Genomic DNA, 17,581 nt, shown 5'->3' on the forward strand with positions numbered 1-17,581 from the left:
AGCAAAGGCGCGCGTAGGCTCATTCCCGGCACATTGCGGCCGCGTCTACGATGCGCCGGGCACGGTCGGCCCACCCACTCGACCGAAAAGAACTCAACGGAAGCGAGATTTCACCACCGTGACTGCTCTCACTCTCAGCACTGCCGGTGCGGCGACGCTGCGCGCCGACGCCCTCGTCGTGGGCGTCGCCAAGGGCGCTGGATCCAAGCCCGGAGACCTGGTCCTCGCACCGGGCGCCGAGGCCGTGGACAAGGCGTTCGGCGGCAAGCTCGCCGCCGTCCTGGCGACCCTGGGCGCCTCGGGTGCCGAGGGCGAGCTGACGAAGGTCCCCGCCCCCGAGGGCCTGAAGGCCCCCGTCGTCATCGCGGCCGGTCTCGGCAAGGCCCCGGAGAAGGACGGCGCGTACGACGCCGAGACGCTGCGCCGGGCGGCCGGTGCCGCCGCCCGCTCGCTGGCCGGTTCGAAGAAGGCCGGCTTCGCGCTGCCCATCGGCTCCGTCGAGGACGCCGAGGCCATCGCGGAGGGCGCCCTGCTCGGCGCGTACGCCTTCACCGCCTACCAGGCCGGTGAGAACAAGCTGGCGCCCAAGGACGCGAAGCCCGCCGGCGCGAAGCAGGCGCTGGCCGAGGTCGCCGTGCTCGGTGCCAAGCCCCGCGACAAGGCGTTCAAGGCCGCCGCCGAGCGCGCGATCGCCCTCGCCGAGGAGATCAACCGCGCCCGCGACCTGGTCAACACCCCGCCCAACGACCTGTACCCCGAGTCCTTCGCCGCCGTGGCCACCGCCGCCGGCAAGGAGCACGGCATCAAGGTGCAGGTGCTGGACGAGAAGGCGCTCGTCAAGGGCGGCTACGGCGGCATCCTGGGCGTCGGCCAGGGCGCGGAGCGCGGCCCGCGCCTGGTGAAGCTCGCCTACACGCACCCTAAGGCGGAGAAGACCCTGGCCCTCGTCGGCAAGGGCATCACCTACGACTCGGGCGGCATCTCGCTGAAGCCGGCCGGTCACAACGAGACGATGAAGTGCGACATGGCCGGCGCCGCCGCCGTGTTCGCGACCGTCGTCTCGGCCGCCCGTCTGGGCCTGCGCGTCAACGTCACCGCCTGGCTGGCGCTCGCCGAGAACATGCCGTCGGGCAGCGCCACCCGCCCGGGTGACGTCCTGCGCATGTACAGCGGCAAGACCGTCGAGGTCCTGAACACCGACGCCGAGGGCCGGCTCGTCATGGCCGACGCGCTGACCCGCGCCTCGGAGGAGAACCCGGACGCGATCGTCGACGTGGCGACCCTGACCGGCGCGATGGTGCTGGCCCTGGGCAACCGCACCTTCGGCATCATGTCCAACGACGACGCCTTCCGTACCTCGATCCACGAGATCGCGGAGGAGGTCGGCGAGGCGTCCTGGCCGATGCCGCTCCCGGCCGACCTGCGCAAGGGCATGGACTCCTCGACCGCCGACATCGCCAACATGGGCGAGCGGATGGGCGGCGGCCTGGTGGCCGGTCTGTTCCTGAAGGAGTTCGTGGGCGAGGGCATCGCCTGGGCGCACCTGGACATCGCGGGCCCCGCCTTCCACGAGGGGGCCCCGTACGGCTACACGCCCAAGGGCGGCACCGGCTCGGCCGTCCGCACGCTGGTGAAGCTGGCGGAGCGCACCGCCGCCGGCGACCTCGGCTGACCGGGCCGCGGCTCACCCCGCACGGCCCCGGGCATACGTCCGGGGCCGTAGGTGTTTGCCCCATGGCACCGCCGCCGGAACGGGTGTTTCGCTCTGGACGAAATCCCCGGTTCCGTACCCGGCGGTAAGCCACCGGGAGGGACGATCGTCCGTCCCGGACACGGGCCCCGCGTCCCGCCCACCGTCAACAAGTGCGAAGATGGGTTCTCGGCAGGACAGGGCCCCCACCACAGGGCCGAAGACAAAGCGGCCGCACACCAGCCGACCGGCCGGTAACACCCCGAGGACGGGGCCCGGCGTACGGCGCACATGCATGGAGGACGTGACGTGGCGAACGACGCCAGCACCGTTTTCGACCTAGTGATCCTCGGCGGTGGTAGCGGCGGGTACGCCGCGGCCCTGCGCGGAGCGCAGCTGGGCCTGGACGTCGCTCTGATCGAGAAGGGCAAGGTCGGCGGCACCTGCCTGCACAACGGCTGCATCCCCACGAAGGCCCTGCTGCACGCCGGCGAGATCGCGGACCAGGCCCGCGAGTCCGCCCAGTTCGGCGTCAAGGCCACCTTCGAGGGCATCGACATGGCGGCCGTCCACAAGTACAAGGACGACGTGATCTCCGGCCTGTACAAGGGCCTCCAGGGTCTCGTCGCCTCCCGCAAGGTGCACTACATCGAGGGTGAGGGCCGGCTCTCCTCCCCCACCTCGGTGGACGTGAACGGCCAGCGCATCCAGGGCCGCCACGTGCTCCTGGCGACCGGCTCCGTGCCGAAGTCGCTGCCGGGCCTGGAGATCGACGGCAACCGCATCATCTCCTCGGACCACGCGCTGAAGCTGGACCGCGTCCCGAAGTCCGCGATCGTGCTGGGCGGCGGCGTCATCGGCGTCGAGTTCGCCTCGGCGTGGACCTCCTTCGGCTCCGACGTGACGATCGTCGAGGGCCTGAAGCACCTCGTCCCGGTCGAGGACGAGAACAGCTCGAAGCTTCTTGAGCGCGCCTTCCGCAAGCGCGGCATCAAGTTCAACCTCGGCACGTTCTTCCAGAGCGCCGAGTACACGCAGGACGGCGTCCGCGTGACCCTCGCCGACGGCAAGACCTTCGAGGCGGAGGTGCTGCTGGTCGCGATCGGCCGCGGCCCGGTCTCGCAGGGCCTCGGTTACGAGGAGGCCGGGGTCGCCATGGACCGCGGCTACGTCCTGGTGGACGAGTACATGCGCACCAACGTTCCGACGATCTCGGCCGTGGGCGACCTGGTCCCGACGCTCCAGCTGGCGCACGTCGGCTTCGCCGAGGGCATCCTCGTCGCGGAGCGGCTGGCCGGGCTCAAGACCGTCCCGATCGACTACGACGGTGTCCCCCGCGTCACGTACTGCCACCCGGAGGTCGCCTCCGTCGGCATCACCGAGGCCAAGGCCAAGGAGCTCTACGGCGCGGACAAGGTCGTCGCGCTGAAGTACAACCTCGCGGGCAACGGCAAGAGCAAGATCCTCAAGACCGCGGGCGAGATCAAGCTCGTCCAGGTCAAGGACGGTGCCGTGGTCGGCGTCCACATGGTCGGTGACCGTATGGGCGAGCAGGTCGGCGAAGCCCAGCTGATCTACAACTGGGAGGCGCTGCCGGCCGAGGTGGCCCAGCTCATCCACGCCCACCCGACGCAGAACGAGGCGATGGGCGAGGCGCACCTGGCGCTCGCCGGCAAGCCGCTTCACTCCCACGACTGACCGTCGACCGGGCGCGACGACCGACCACTTCCGCATTTTCGTAAGGAGCAACTGAAACCATGTCGGTTTCCGTAACCCTTCCGGCGCTCGGCGAGAGCGTCACCGAGGGCACTGTCACCCGCTGGCTGAAGGCCGAGGGCGAGCGCGTCGAGGCCGACGAGCCGCTGCTCGAGGTCTCGACCGACAAGGTCGACACCGAGATCCCCGCCCCCGCCTCCGGCGTCCTGTCGTCCATCAAGGTCGCCGAGGACGAGACCGTCGAGGTCGGCGCCGAGCTGGCCATCATCGACGACGGCTCGGGCGCCCCGGCCCCCGCGGCCGCTCCGGCCGCCGAGCCGGCCGCGGCTCCCGCCGAGGCCCCCGCGGCCGAGGCCCCCGCCGCCCCGGCCCCCGCGGCCGAGGCTCCGGCCGCCGCCCCGGCCGGCGGTGCCTCCGGCACCGACGTCACCCTGCCGGCGCTCGGCGAGAGCGTCACCGAGGGCACCGTCACCCGCTGGCTGAAGGAGGTCGGCGAGGAGGTCGCGGAGGACGAGCCGCTGCTTGAGGTCTCCACGGACAAGGTCGACACCGAGATCCCCGCCCCGGTCGCCGGTGTGCTGCTGGAGATCGTGGTCGGCGAGGACGAGACCGCCGAGGTCGGCGCCAAGCTCGCCGTCATCGGTGCGCCCGGTGCCGCTCCGGCCCAGGCCCCGGCTCCGGCTCAGCCCGCCCCGGCCCAGGAGGCTCCGGCCCCCGCGCCGGCTCCGGCCCCCGCCGCGCCCGCTCCGGCCCCGGCCGCCCCGGCTCCGGCTCCGGCTCCCGCTGCTCCGGCTCCGGCTCCGGCTCCGGCGGCTCCCGCCCCGGCTCCGGCCGCCCCGGCCCCGGCCGCCCAGGCTCCGGCTCCGGCCGCCGCCCCGGCCGCGACCTCCGGTGACGACGGCGCGTACGTCACGCCGCTGGTCCGCAAGCTCGCCGCCGAGAACGGCGTCGACCTGGGCTCGGTCAAGGGCACCGGCGTCGGTGGCCGCATCCGCAAGCAGGATGTCGTCGCCGCCGCGGAGGCCGCCAAGGCCGCCGCCGCACCGGCGCCCGCCGCCGCCGCCGCTCCGGCCGCCTCCTCCAAGGCGCCGAAGCTGGAGGCCAGCCCGCTGCGCGGCCAGACCGTCAAGATGACCCGCATGCGCAAGGTCATCGGCGACAACATGATGAAGGCGCTGCACTCGCAGGCCCAGCTGACCTCGGTCGTCGAGGTCGACGTCACCAAGCTGATGAAGCTGCGCGCCAAGGCGAAGGACGGCTTCGCGGCCCGCGAGGGCGTCAAGCTCTCCCCGATGCCGTTCTACGTGAAGGCCGCCGCCCAGGCGCTGAAGGCCCACCCGGTCATCAACGCCCGGATCAACGAGGACGAAGGCACCATCACGTACTTCGACTCGGAGAACATCGGCATCGCCGTGGACGCCGAGAAGGGCCTGATGACCCCGGTCATCAAGGGCGCGGGCGACCTCAACATCGCCGGCATCTCGAAGAAGACCGCCGAGCTGGCCGGCAAGGCCCGCGGCGGCGGCCTGACCCCGGACGACATGTCCGGCGCCACCTTCACCATCAGCAACACCGGCTCGCGCGGCGCGCTGTTCGACACCGTCATCGTGCCGCCGAACCAGGCAGCCATCCTGGGCATCGGCGCCACCGTGAAGCGTCCCGCGGTCATCGAGACCGAGGAGGGCACCGTGATCGGTGTCCGCGACATGACGTACCTGTCGCTCTCCTACGACCACCGTCTGGTGGACGGCGCGGACGCCGCCCGCTACCTGACCGCGGTCAAGGCGATCCTGGAGGCCGGCGAGTTCGAGGTCGAGCTCGGCCTGTAACCAGCCTCACGATCGGCGCCCCCGTCCGGGACACTCCCGGGCGGGGGCGCCGCCGTATTGTCTAGACACCACCGGTCGCCCCGGCCACCGTGCCCGGTGCGGCGTACCGGTCTGTCCGAAGGAGCCCGTCATGACCCCGCCCGTCGTCCACTCGCTGCGCGAACAGATCCGCGAGCACATCGTGGAGGGGATCGTGAGCGGGCGCTGGAAGCCGGGCGAGCGGATCGTGGAGCGGCGCATCGCGACCGAGCTGGAGGTCAGCCAGACGCCCGTGCGCGAGGCGCTGCGGGAGCTGGAGACGCTGCGGCTGATCGAGTCGGCGCCCAACAAGGGCGTCCGGGTCCGGAACCTCACCGCGGCGGACCTGGAGGAGAGCTACCCCGTACGGGCGGGCCTGGAGCAGATCGCGGCCGAGCTGGCGGCCCCCGGGCTCGGCGAGGACTGCTCGCTGCTCGCCCCGCACGTGGCGGCGCTGTACGAGGCGGACCGGCTGGCGGACGGCGAGGCCCAGGTCCGGCACACGGTCGGCTTCCACCGCGAGATGGTGCGGGCCGCGGGGAACGCGGTGCTGCTGCACACCTGGGAGGGGCTGGGCATCGAGGTGTTCACGGCCCTGTCGATCCGCTGGCTGGGGACGGTCCAGAAGTCGTACGCGGAGGAGCACGAGGCCCTCATCGACGCGTTCCTGCGCAAGGACCCGGACATCGGGACTCTGGTCAAGGCGCATGTCCTGGGGTGCGCGCCGCGCGCCTGAGGTGCCGCGCAGGTGTGACCCCTGCCGCTCGTCCGTGCAGGTCAGCGCCCGTTTTGACGGGTAAATCCCGTCACTCGGTGCCCCATTTCGTGGCACCGCATGCCACTTTCTTCATATCGAGAAGTTTTGCCGTTCATCCTTTGATCGATCATCGATCGGCGACTTACAGTTCACTCCGCGGGCCCACCGGCCCCATCGCCCTGTCCTGCCAGTCAGGGACTTCTCCACCCCCCTCCTCACCGGAAGGCGGCGATCATGACCGACCCCGTTGGAAAGCTTCCGAGCGAGCTCGACCAGCTCCCGGACCGCGACCCGGAGGAGACCGCTGAATGGGCGGCCTCCCTGGATGCCGTCACCAAGGCCGCGGGCCCGCACCGTGCCGCGTACCTGATGCGGCGCTCGCTCCAGCATGCCGAGGGCGCCGGTCTCGCGCTGCCCAAGCTGCTGGAGACCGATTACGTCAACTCCATCCCGACCGCCGCGGAGCCCGACTTCGACGGTGACCTGGAGATGGAGTCGAAGATCACCGCGTGGAACCGCTGGAACGCGGCCGCGATGGTCACCCGGGGCGCGCGCTACGGCGTCGGCGGCCACATCGCCACCTTCGCCTCGGCGGCCTGGCTGTACGAGACCGGCTTCAACCACTTCTTCCGCGGCAAGGAGGGGGACGGCTCCGGCGACCAGCTGTACGTGCAGGGCCACGCCTCCCCCGGCATCTACGCCCGCGCCTTCCTCGACGGCCGGCTCAGCGAGCAGCAGCTCGACAACTTCCGCCAGGAGGCGGGCGGCGACGGCCTGCCGTCCTACCCGCACCCGCGGCGGCTGCCCTGGCTGTGGGAGTTCCCCACCGTCTCCATGGGTCTCGGCCCGCTCTCGGCGATCTACCAGGCGCGCTTCAACCGCTACCTCGCCAACCGCAACATCAAGGACACGTCGAACTCGCACGTCTGGGCCTTCCTGGGCGACGGCGAGATGGACGAGCCCGAGTCGACCGCCGCCCTCGCGCTGGCGGCCCGCGAGAAGCTCGACAACCTGACCTTCGTCATCAACTGCAACCTGCAGCGCCTCGACGGTCCGGTACGTGCCAACTTCCGCGTCGTGCAGGAGCTGGAGGGCGCCTTCCGGGGCGCCGGCTGGAACGTCATCAAGACGCTCTGGGGCAACGCCTGGGACGAGCTGTTCCAGCTCGACACCACGGGCGCGCTGGTGCGCCGCCTCCGCGAGGTCCCGGACGCGCAGTTCCAGACGTACGCCACCCGCGACGTCGCGTACATCCGCGAGCACTTCTTCGGCGCCGAGCCCGCCCTCGCCGAGCTGGCGAAACTGCTCACCGACGCGAAGATCGCCGAGTGTTTCTACACCTCGCGCGGCGGCCACGAGGCCCGCAAGGTGTACGCGGCCTACCGCGCCGCCGTCGAGCACAAGGGCGCGCCGACCGTGATCCTCGCCCAGACGGTGAAGGGCTACACGCTCGGCAAGGGCTTCGAGTCCAAGAACGCCAACCACCAGATGAAGAAGCTGTCGATCGACGAGTTCAAGGGCATGCGCGAGCTGCTCGGCCTCCCGATCCCGGACAGCGCCTTCGCCGACGGCCTGGTGCCCTACGGCCACCCGGGCGCCGACTCCCCCGAGGTCCGCTACCTCCAGGAGCGCCGCGCCGCCCTCGGCGGCCCCGCCCCGGCCCGCCGGGTGCACGCGGTGGCGCTGCCGCAGCCCGAGGAGCGCGCGTTCGCCGCGCTCAAGAAGGGCTCCGGCAAGCAGGAGATGGCCACCACCATGGCCTTCGTCCGCCTGGTCAAGGACCTGATGCGGGACAAGCAGACCGGCAGGCGCTGGGTGCCGATCGTCCCGGACGAGGCCCGCACCTTCGGCATGGAGTCGCTGTTCCCCTCGGCCGGTATCTACTCGCCGCTGGGCCAGACGTACGAGCCGGTCGACCGCGACCAGCTGATGTACTACAAGGAGGCCAAGGACGGCCAGATCCTCAACGAGGGGATCACCGAGGCCGGCGCCATGGCCGACTTCATCGCCGCCGCCACGTCGTACGCGACGCACGGCGAGACGATGATCCCGTTCTACATCTTCTACTCGATGTTCGGCTGGCAGCGGACGGGCGACCAGTTCTGGCAGCTCGCCGACCAACTCGGCAAGGGCTTCATCGTCGGCGCGACCGCCGGCCGTACGACCCTGACGGGCGAGGGCCTCCAGCACGCGGACGGCCACTCGCACCTGATCGCCGCCACGAACCCGGCGTCGCTCAACTACGACCCGGCGTTCGCGTACGAGATCGCGGTGATCGTCAAGGACGGTCTGCGCCGGATGTACGGCCCCGACGCGGAGGACGTCTTCTACTACCTGACGGTCTACAACGAGCCGAAGCCGCAGCCCGCGATGCCGGAAGGCGTCGAGGAGGGCATCGTCAAGGGCCTGTACCGCTTCAAGGAGGGCACGCCCGCCGCGGCGAACGGCCCGCGCGCCCAGCTGCTGGCCTCCGGCACGGCGATCCACTGGGCCCTGGAGGCCCAGGAGCTCCTGGCCGCCGACTGGGGTGTCACGGCCGACGTCTGGTCCGCGACCTCCTGGGGCGAGCTGCGCCGCGAGGCGCTGGAGTGCGACGAGGCGCTGCTCCGCGGCGAGCAGCGGGTGCCGTACGTGACGCAGGCGCTGGAGGGCGCCCCGGGTCCGGTCGTCGCGGTCAGCGACTGGATGCGCGGGGTTCCGGACCAGATCAGCCAGTGGGTCGAGCAGGACTGGACCTCGCTCGGCACGGACGGCTTCGGCCTCTCCGACACGCGTGACGCGGCCCGCCGCCACTTCGGCGTCGACGCCCAGTCCGTCGTGGTCGCCACGCTGGCCCAGCTGGCCCGGCGCGGCGAGGTGCCGGCGACCGCCGTCAAGGAGGCCCGGGACCGGTACGGTCTCTGACCACCTGATCGGGCCCGTCCGGCTTGAGGTCTTGTCCTCAGGCGCCGGACGGGCCCGTTCTCTGTCCACAATGGCCGCATGCGTGCTGCCCGGCTGATCCGAATGGTCCTGCTCCTCCAGGCCCGCCCCGGCATGACCGCCGCCGAGCTGTCCCGGGAGCTGGAGGTGTCCGAGCGGACCGTCACCCGGGACGCGCAGGCCCTCTCCGAGGCCGGTGTCCCGGTGTACGCGGAGCGGGGCCGGGCCGGCGGCTACCGGCTCGTCGGCGGGTACCGCACCGGGCTGACCGGGCTCGCCCGTGACGAGGCGGAGGCGCTGTTCCTGTCCGGGCTGCCCTCCGCGCTGCGCGAGATGGGGCTCGCGGACGCCGCTTCGGCCGCCCGGCTGAAGGTGTCGGCGGCCCTGACGCCCGCGCTGCGGGACGCCCCGGCCGGGGCGGGGCGGCGCTTCCACCTGGACGCGCCCGGCTGGTACCAGGAGCCGGTCACGCCGGAGCTGCTGCCCGCCGTGGCAGAGGCCGTATGGCGCGACCGGCTGCTCCTGGCCCGGTACCGGCGGGCCGGCCGGGACTCCGACGCCGAACGGGAGCTGGCCCCGTACGGGCTCGTCCTGAAGGCGGGCGTCTGGTATCTGTGCGCCCGCGCGGGCGACGACATGCGGGTGTACCGCATCGACCGGTTCACCGCGGCCACCGTTTCGGACACCCCTTTCGTCAGGGACGAGGGTTTCGAACTGCCCGCTTTCTGGGACGAGCGGTCGGCCGCGTTCGCCCGCTCGCTGCTGCGTACGGAGGTGACGCTACGGCTCTCGGAGGCGGCCGCGCACCGGCTGCCGCACATCGTGGACCGGGCCGCCGCCGCGGAGGCGCTGGAGGCGGCGGGGCCGCCCGGTGCGGACGGCCGGGTCACGGTCACCCTGCCGGTGGAGTCCCTGGACGTCGCCTACGGCCAGCTGCTGGGCCTCGGACCGGAGTTGGAGGTGCTGGCCCCGGCCGTGCTGCGGGAGAGGTTCGCGACCGCCGCCGCCCGGCTGCACGCGCTCTACGGGGGCACGCCCTGACGGCTTCGTATCGATGTCTGGGCGTGCGTCGGCCGCCCTCAGGGCAGATGCTGGACCCGTGATGGACGAGACCGAGTTCTGGGAGCTGATCGACAGCACCCGCGAGGCCGCCGACGGCGACCCCGAGGACCACGCCGACCTGCTGGTCGACAAGCTGGTGCTGCTCGACCCCGAAGCGGTGCTGGACTTCGCCCGGCACTTCGAGGCCCGCTTCAACCGCGCCTACCGCTGGGACCTGTGGGGCGCCGCCGCCATCCTGCTGGGCGGCGCGGACGACGACGCCTTCGACTACTTCCGCTGCTGGCTGATCGGCCGGGGCCGGGAGGTCTTCGAGGGCGCCGTGCACGACCCGGACGCCCTCGCCGAGCTGCTCGACTCCTTCGACGAGGAGCTGGACGGCGACGGCGAGGAGCTGGGGTACGCGGCCGACGAAGCGTACGAACAGCTCACCGGCGTCGTCGCACCCGACCTCGGACTGCCGCCGCAGGCCGGCGAGCCGGAGGGCACACCGCTGGACCCGGACGACGAAGCGGCCCTGGCGGCCCGGCTGCCCGCGCTCTGGGAGCGGTTCGGCGGCTGAGCCCGCCCGTCACGGGGTGAGCGGGCGGCCCATCATCACGTCGTCCACGTAGGTCCCGCCCAGGAAGAACTCGCCCCGCAGCACGCCCTCGACGGTGAAGCCCTCCGCCTCGTACAGCGCGCGGGCGGGCGCGTTGTGGCCGAGGACCCGCAGGGTGATCCGGTTCGCCCCCTCGCCGCGTGCCGTGGCGCAGGCCGCGCGGATCAGGGCGCGCCCGACGCCCCGGCCGCGCGCCCAGTGGGCGACGGCGAGGCCCTGGATCTGGCGGACGTGCGCGTTGCAGGCCAGCGGGGTCGGCGGCACGACGCGTATGTAGCCGGCCGGCACCCGCTCCCCGGCCTCGTTCACGGCCTCCGCCACCAGGATCCCCTGGGGCGTGTGCCGCTCGTCGAAGAACGGCTCGTACGGGGGCTGCGGGCGCGGCTGCACCGCGTGCAGCGTCGACCAGGTGGCGCGGTCCAGCTCGCCGAGCGCGGAGTCGTCGGCGAGAACGGCGGGGCGGACGACGGGTGCGGTGGATGCCGTTGAATCGGTCATGGGCGCCACTGTGCCACGGCCGTGTACGGCGGCTCCGGTGGGGCAGGATGGACGCCATGCCGCACTCCCGTATCGCCGTCAGCGGATCGACCGGACTCATCGGAGCGGCGCTGGTGCGCTCGCTGCGGGCCGACGGGCACGAGGTGGTCCGCCTGGTGCGCCACCCGGCCCGGGACGGCGACGAGGTGGAGTGGGACCCGAAGCGGGGTCACGTGGACGTGGCCGGGCTCGTGGGCTGCGACGCGGTCGTCCATCTCGCCGGGGCGGGGGTCGGCGACCACCGCTGGACCGAGGCGTACAAGAAGGAGATCCGGGACAGCCGGGTGCTGGGCACCGCCGCGATCGCGGACGCCGTCGCCTCGCTCGACACCCCGCCCGCCGTGCTGCTGTCCGGCTCCGCGATCGGCTTCTACGGGGACACCGGGGACCGCCCGGTGGACGAGGAGGCGCCGCCCGGGGACGGGTTCCTGCCGTCGGTCTGCGTGGAGTGGGAGGAGGCCACGGCGGCGGCCGAGGAGGCGGGGGTGCGCACGGTGCACGCCCGCACCGGTCTGGTGGTCGCCCGCGAGGGCGGTGCCTGGGGACGGCTCTTCCCGCTGTTCCGGGCGGGTCTCGGCGGCCGGATGGGCGACGGGCGACAGTACTGGAGCTTCATCGCGCTGCACGACCACATCGCGGCGCTGAGGCACATCCTGGACACCCCGGAGCTGTCCGGTCCGGTGAACCTGACCGCCCCGACGCCCGTCACCAACGCCGAGGTGACCGCCGCGATGGGGCGGGTGCTGCGGCGGCCGACCCTCTTCACGGCGCCCGCGCCGGCCCTGCGGCTCGCACTCGGCGAGTTCGCCGGGGACGTGCTGGGCAGTCAGCGGGTGCTGCCCGCGCGACTGCTGGGCTCCGGCTTCTCGTTCGCCTTCCCGTCCGTCGACGCGGCCATCCGCGCCGCCCTGCGCTGACGGACCGTCCGGGCAGCCCGGTTTTTTTCGGACGGGCGTGCGACCCCGTGCATCGGTGCTCCGGTCCGCGCGCGACTGCGCACGATCGGGCCACTCTCCTAGCCTCCTGACGAACTCACGCATTCCGGTGGGCGGTTGAGGGCATGAGCCCCCCACCACTTGCGCCGAACCGGGGAGGGCACGTGCTCAGCACGGCACACCACGCGGACGTCGTCATCATCGGGGCCGGAATCGCCGGCCTGTCGGCGGCCCACCGACTGACCAGCGCCGGGGTCAGTGTCAGCGTCCTGGAGGCCGGCCCCGGCGTCGGCGGCCGGATGGCCACCGACGAGGTGGACGGGTTCCGCCTCGACCGGATCGGCCCGCTGCTCAACACCGCGTATCCGGAGCTCCGCACCACACCGGGGCTCGACGGGCTCGTCCTGCGCCCCTTCGATCCCGGGGTCCTCGTGCACAGCGAGGGCCGCCGCCACCGGACCGGCGAGCCCCGCCGCGTGCCGGGCGCACGCAGCCCACGGGGCGCACGGGGCGCGCTCAAAGCGGCGCGCGCCCTCGCGCACGCCCCCCGGCCGCCGCTCACAGGCGCCCTCACCGGGGCGATGGGCGGCGCGATCGACCACGCCCGGCTCGGCGTGGCCCTGACCCGCCTCGCCGCCACACCGCCGGCCCGCCTCCTCGCCCGGCCCGAACGCGCCGCGCTCGACGCCCTGGCCGGCCGGCTCTCCTCCCGTACGCTGAACGGCTTCGTACGCCCCCTGCTCACCGCACTGCTGAGCGACCCGGACCTCACCACGTCCAGCCGGTGCGCCGACCTCGCCCTGCGGACGTACGCGAGCGGACGGCTGTGTGTACCGGAGGGCGGGGCGGGTAAGCTGCCGGCGCTCCTCGCCGCTTCCCTGCCGCCGGGCACCGTACGCACCGGGGTGCACGTCACTTCCGCCGACATCACCTCCGTACGCACCAAGGAACACGGCGAGCTGGGCTGCCGCTCGCTGCTCGTGGCCACCGGGGCGAGCGCCGCCGCCGAGCTGCTGCCCGGCCTGCGGCTGCCGTCCTTCCACCCCGTGACGGTGCTCCACCACACCGCGCCCGCTCCCCCGCCCACCGGGGCCTCGCTCCTCCTGGACGCCGACCGCTCGGGCCCCGTGTCCCACACCGCCGTGATGAGCGAGGTCGACCCGGCCCGCGCCCCGCTCGGCCGGACCCTGATCAGCTCGACGGTCCTCGGCACCCCGCCCGACGACCTGGACCGCACGGTCCGCGCCCACCTCGCCGCGCTCTACGGCGTGCCCACCGACCACTGGGAGCTGCTGGCCGCCCACCACGACCCCGAAGCCGTCCCCGCGATGCCCGCCCCGCACGACCCGCACCGCCCGGTCCGGGTCCTCGCCGGCCTCTATGTGTGCGGCGACCACCGCGACACCGGCACGGTCCAGGGCGCCCTGGCCTCGGGCGCCCGCGCCGCCGCCTCGATCCTCCGCGACCTCGGCGTCCGCCCTGCCGCCGGGGACACCGCACTGCCCGAGGCGGCCTGAGGCGAGGTCCGGACGGCTCAGCCCAGCGCGGCTACCCGCTCCCGGTAGCCGCGCACGGCGGCGGCGTCCCGGTAGGGCTCCAGTCGCCGTTCGAAGTCCCGTACGTACTCCGTGGCCCGTGCCGAGCGCATCTCCGCCGCCTGCTGGGCGGCCTCCGCGCCCAGCCGGCACGCCTGGTCCAGCTCGCCGAGCCCGAGCCGGGCGGACGCCAGCACCACCCGGCAGAACAGCCTGCTCCGGGCGTACGCGGGGGCGCGCAGCTGGAGCGCGCGCTCCGCGTACTGCGCGGCGGAGCGGTACTGCTGGAGGTCCCGGTGGCAGTGTCCGAACTCGTCGGCGAGCTGCGCCTCGTCGAAGTGGCGCGCCCAGTGCGGCACCTCGTCGCCGGGGCGGGCCGCCTCCAGCGCGCGTTCCGCCCGGGCGAGGGAGGCCGTGCACGCCTTGGAGTCCCCGAGCACGGCGTGCCCGCGCGCCTCCACCGCGTGCAGCAGGGCCATGACGGCGTGGGGTGCGGCCGAGCCGATGCCCTGCTGCGCCACCCGGGCCAGCTGGACCGCTTCCCGGCCGTGGGTGAGATAGACCGCCTGGCGGCTCATGGTGATCAGCACATAGCTGCCGTAGGCCCGGTCGGCAGCGGCCTGGGAGAGACGGAGCGCCTGCACGAAGTAGCGCTGGGCGAGCCCGTGCGCCGCGATGTCGTACGAGGTCCAGCCGGCCAGCCTCGTCAGGTCGGCGGCGGCCGCGAACAGCCGCCGGCCGGTGGCCTCTCCGTACGTGCCGCGCAGCATCGGCTCCGTCTCGTGCTCCAGATACCGCACGAGGGCCTGCCGGGCGTGCCCGCCGCCGTAGGCGTGGTCGAGCGTACGGAAGAGCTCGGCCACCGAGCGCAGCGCGGCCACGTCCCCCTCGCCGACCCGGAGCCCGGAGCCCCGCTCGGTCTGCCGCTGCCGGGGCACCCCGGGACTGCCCGTCGCGCCGCCGGCCGGGGCGCCGGGCGGTGCGGGCACCCCGCCGGGCCGCGAGGGCACCGGCCCCCGCACACTGTGCCGCCCGCCCTGCTCGGGCACGGCGCTCAGGGCCCCGGCGGGCAGCTGGGCACCGGCCGCCCGTGCGGCGCCGGCCCTGGCGGCCCCGCCGGGCGCGGGGCGGCCGACCCATTCGTCGGCCCGGCCGATCAGCCAGTCCCGGCTGGGCACGACGAGACCGGCCGGGGTGAACGCGATCTTCCGCAGCTCGGCGTGGCTGCCGGAGTCCTTGCGCCAGAGCCCGCTGACGATGTCGACCGCCTCGGCGGGCGTGGCGGCGAACTCCAGGCCCGCGTAGACCGGGGCGCAGGCGTCGAGGCCGAGGTCCTGCGCGGAGAGCCGGCGGCCGAGGCGCCGGGTGAAGACCTCGGCGATCAGCGCGGGGGTGGTGCCCCGGGGCTGCTGGCCGCGCAGCCAGCGGGTCACGGAGGTCTTGTCGTACCGCAGGTCGAGTCCGTGTTCGAGGCCGAGCTGGTCCACCCGGCGGGCGAGGCCGGCGTTGGAGAACCCGGCCTCGGTGATGAGCGAGGCGAGCCGGCGGTTGGGCGTGCGCTGCGGAGGTCGTTCCGACATCAGCTCTAGGGTCTCCTGCCTTCGGGGCCGGGCAGCCCTCTGACGAACGGCGCGAATTTAACTGTCCGCGGGGCGGCCCCAGCACCCTTCGCTCCACATTCATCCGATCGTGTGAGGATTGTGGGCGGCGCTGACGGGAAGACCTGCCGGGCCCGCGCGCAGATGCCGGTCGTACAGTGGCTAGGGCCTTTCGTGCGGATCAGGCCGGATCAGGGAGCCCGCGAGCCCGGCCCGATCCGGACGAAAGGCCCTGAGCGCGATTCGTGCAGGGTGACGCGGTTCGGGGACACCCCCCGCCCACGGCACCGCGAGGAGAAAGGCTGCTGCCGTGAGTGAGCTCCGGTTCGTCCGCATGGGATTCGGCGAGAACGCCGTCGACTACCAGGAGGCGTGGCAGAAGCAGCGCGAGGTGCACGCGGCACGGTTCGAGGACACCGTCCCGGACACCTGCCTGCTCCTGGAACACCCGCCCGTCTACACCGCGGGCAGGCGCACGGAGGACAGCGAGCGCCCCCTCGACGGCACCCCCGTCATCGACGTGGACCGAGGCGGCAAGATCACCTGGCACGGCCCGGGCCAGCTCGTCGGCTACCCGATCCAGAAGCTCCCGCGCCCCGTGGACGTCGTCGCCCATGTGCGCCGTCTGGAGGAGGCGCTGATCCGCACCGCCGCCGAGTTCGGCGTCGAGACCAGCCGCGTCGAGGGCCGCAGCGGCGTCTGGGTCCTGGGCGACCCGGTCGAACAGCGCCCCGCGCCCGGCGGCCTGACGCTCGACTTCGACCCGCGCCTGGCCGACGAGGAGTTCGACCCCCGGCTCAACGGTCCGGAGTACGCCCCGTCCAACGCCGGCCAGCGCCGCGAGGACCGCAAGCTCGCGGCGATCGGCATCCGCGTCGCCAAGGGCGTCACCATGCACGGGTTCTCGTTCAACGTGAACCCCGACAACACCTGGTTCGACCGCATCGTGCCCTGCGGCATCCGGGACGCCGGGGTCACCTCGCTCAGCTACGAGCTGGGCCGCGACATCACCATCGACGAGGTCCTGCCCGTCGTGGAGAAGCACCTCCGGGACATCCTGGAGAACGCCGAACTCGCTCCCCGTACGATCGAGCGCACCGCCGACGCCGTGGCCACGGCGTGACCCACGGAACACGCTTCCGGGAATAGGCCCCGCCTGCCCCAGGTTGGGCAGACGTACAACCGAATGAACTACGGGCGTACCCTGGTGTTCGCCGAAGAATCCAATGCAGTGAAAGCAAAGGGGAGTGCCGGAGTGTCTGTCGCACCCGACGGGCGCAAGATGCTGCGCCTTGAGGTCCGAAACAGCCAGACCCCCATCGAGCGCAAGCCCGAGTGGATCAAGACCCGGGCGAAGATGGGCCCCGAGTACAACCAGTTGCAGAAACTCGTCAAGAGCGAGGGTCTGCACACGGTGTGCCAGGAGGCCGGCTGCCCCAACATCTTCGAGTGCTGGGAGGACCGCGAGGCCACGTTCCTCATCGGCGGTGACCAGTGCACCCGGCGCTGTGACTTCTGCCAGATCGACACGGGCAAGCCGCAGGCGCTGGACCGGGACGAACCCCGCCGCGTCGGCGAGTCCGTCGTCACGATGGACCTGAACTACGCCACGATCACCGGCGTCGCCCGCGACGACCTGGAGGACGGCGGCTCCTGGCTGTACGCGGAGACCGTGCGCCAGATCCACGCGCAGACGGCGGACCGGGAGGCCGGCCGCACCAAGGTCGAGCTGCTGATCCCCGACTTCAACGCCGAGCCCGCCCAGCTCGCGGAGGTCTTCTCGGCACGCCCCGAGGTGCTCGCGCACAACGTGGAGACGGTGCCGCGCATCTTCAAGCGCATCCGCCCGGGCTTCCGCTACGAGCGGTCCCTGGAGGTCATCACCCGCGCCCGTGAGGCCGGCCTGGTGACCAAGTCGAACCTGATCCTCGGCATGGGCGAGACCCGCGAAGAGGTCAGCGAGGCGCTTCAGGACCTGTACGACGCGGGCTGCGAGCTCATCACGATCACGCAGTACCTGCGGCCGTCGGTGCGCCACCACCCGGTCGAGCGCTGGGTGAAGCCGCACGAGTTCGTGGAGCTCAAGGACGAGGCCGACGCGATCGGGTACTCCGGCGTCATGTCCGGACCGCTCGTCCGCTCCTCGTACCGCGCGGGCCGCCTCTTCCAGCAGGCGATGGACCGGCGCGAGGCCAAGGCCCCGGTGGCATCCGCATAACCCATGCTCCACCCGGCGCGGTCCGCCCGCTCCCCGCAGGTCCGAGAGGCCCGGGGCGCGGACGGACCGCGTCGGCGTGCGCGGGGCCCGTATCGAGGTTTCATTGGTGTTTGACCGACCGGTCACGCGCTGGTAACACCGAACGGTGACCCTGGACGCACGCGCA

General features: G+C 72.9%; 13 protein-coding genes. 11 read left to right on the forward strand and 2 right to left on the reverse strand.

Translation table 11 applies throughout. The annotated features are described in order from the left end of the window. Window positions 1–118 precede the first annotated feature (118 nt). From ACZ6C6_RS01995 to ACZ6C6_RS02025, 7 genes are all read left to right on the forward strand, one after another. Window positions 119–1,672, forward strand: coding sequence for a leucyl aminopeptidase (locus ACZ6C6_RS01995; RefSeq protein WP_469198099.1), 1,554 nt, complete (start codon window positions 119–121; stop codon window positions 1,670–1,672). A 327-nt stretch (window positions 1,673–1,999) separates the two neighbouring features. Further along, on the forward strand, window positions 2,000–3,388 hold the full coding sequence (gene lpdA / locus ACZ6C6_RS02000) for a dihydrolipoyl dehydrogenase (RefSeq protein ID WP_365685293.1): 1,389 nt from the start codon (window positions 2,000–2,002) through the stop codon (window positions 3,386–3,388). A 59-nt stretch (window positions 3,389–3,447) separates the two neighbouring features. Then, the gene (sucB, locus tag ACZ6C6_RS02005) at window positions 3,448–5,235 is read left to right on the forward strand and encodes a 2-oxoglutarate dehydrogenase, E2 component, dihydrolipoamide succinyltransferase (protein ID WP_469198101.1); all 1,788 of its coding nucleotides are present in this window, start codon (window positions 3,448–3,450) and stop codon (window positions 5,233–5,235) included. A 130-nt stretch (window positions 5,236–5,365) separates the two neighbouring features. Then, the gene (locus ACZ6C6_RS02010; protein WP_018103556.1) at window positions 5,366–5,989 is read left to right on the forward strand and encodes a GntR family transcriptional regulator; all 624 of its coding nucleotides are present in this window, start codon (window positions 5,366–5,368) and stop codon (window positions 5,987–5,989) included. Window positions 5,990–6,244: 255 nt separating this feature from the next. After that, window positions 6,245–8,914 (forward strand): pyruvate dehydrogenase (acetyl-transferring), homodimeric type, encoded by a 2,670-nt coding sequence (aceE, locus tag ACZ6C6_RS02015; protein WP_469198103.1) that lies wholly within the window; start codon window positions 6,245–6,247, stop codon window positions 8,912–8,914. A gap of 78 nt (window positions 8,915–8,992) precedes the next feature. Continuing rightward, on the forward strand, window positions 8,993–9,973 hold the full coding sequence (locus ACZ6C6_RS02020; RefSeq protein WP_469198105.1) for a helix-turn-helix transcriptional regulator: 981 nt from the start codon (window positions 8,993–8,995) through the stop codon (window positions 9,971–9,973). A 61-nt stretch (window positions 9,974–10,034) separates the two neighbouring features. Then, on the forward strand, window positions 10,035–10,553 hold the full coding sequence (locus tag ACZ6C6_RS02025) for a DUF4240 domain-containing protein (protein ID WP_469199285.1): 519 nt from the start codon (window positions 10,035–10,037) through the stop codon (window positions 10,551–10,553). A 9-nt stretch (window positions 10,554–10,562) separates the two neighbouring features. Here ACZ6C6_RS02025 and ACZ6C6_RS02030 read toward each other — a convergent pair whose 3' ends face one another. After that, window positions 10,563–11,090 (reverse strand): GNAT family N-acetyltransferase, encoded by a 528-nt coding sequence (locus ACZ6C6_RS02030; RefSeq protein WP_469198107.1) that lies wholly within the window; start codon window positions 11,088–11,090, stop codon window positions 10,563–10,565. A 56-nt stretch (window positions 11,091–11,146) separates the two neighbouring features. On the opposite strand from ACZ6C6_RS02030, the gene ACZ6C6_RS02035 reads away from it, so the two are divergent. Together ACZ6C6_RS02035 and ACZ6C6_RS02040 are read left to right on the forward strand one after the other, a co-directional pair. Then, window positions 11,147–12,046, forward strand: a complete 900-nt coding sequence (locus ACZ6C6_RS02035) for a TIGR01777 family oxidoreductase (protein WP_469198109.1) — start codon at window positions 11,147–11,149, stop codon at window positions 12,044–12,046. 182 nt (window positions 12,047–12,228) lie between these two features. Beyond that, window positions 12,229–13,581: an NAD(P)/FAD-dependent oxidoreductase gene (locus ACZ6C6_RS02040; protein WP_469198111.1), complete on the forward strand. Its 1,353-nt coding sequence runs from the start codon at window positions 12,229–12,231 to the stop codon at window positions 13,579–13,581. A 17-nt stretch (window positions 13,582–13,598) separates the two neighbouring features. On the opposite strand, the gene ACZ6C6_RS02045 is transcribed toward ACZ6C6_RS02040, so the two are convergent. Next, window positions 13,599–15,179, reverse strand: coding sequence for a regulator (locus ACZ6C6_RS02045; RefSeq protein WP_469198113.1), 1,581 nt, complete (start codon window positions 15,177–15,179; stop codon window positions 13,599–13,601). A 328-nt stretch (window positions 15,180–15,507) separates the two neighbouring features. Between ACZ6C6_RS02045 and lipB the strand changes: the two genes are divergently transcribed. Both lipB and lipA read left to right on the forward strand, forming a co-directional pair. Then, window positions 15,508–16,320 carry a lipoyl(octanoyl) transferase LipB gene (gene lipB, locus ACZ6C6_RS02050; protein ID WP_469198115.1) on the forward strand — a complete coding sequence of 271 codons (813 nt, stop codon included), beginning with the start codon at window positions 15,508–15,510 and terminating at the stop codon, window positions 16,318–16,320. A 159-nt stretch (window positions 16,321–16,479) separates the two neighbouring features. Next, window positions 16,480–17,415, forward strand: coding sequence for a lipoyl synthase (gene lipA / locus ACZ6C6_RS02055; RefSeq protein WP_469199287.1), 936 nt, complete (start codon window positions 16,480–16,482; stop codon window positions 17,413–17,415). The last annotated feature ends 166 nt before the right edge of the window (window positions 17,416–17,581 follow it).

It is taken from the genome of Streptomyces sp. NPDC041814, assembly GCF_055590565.1.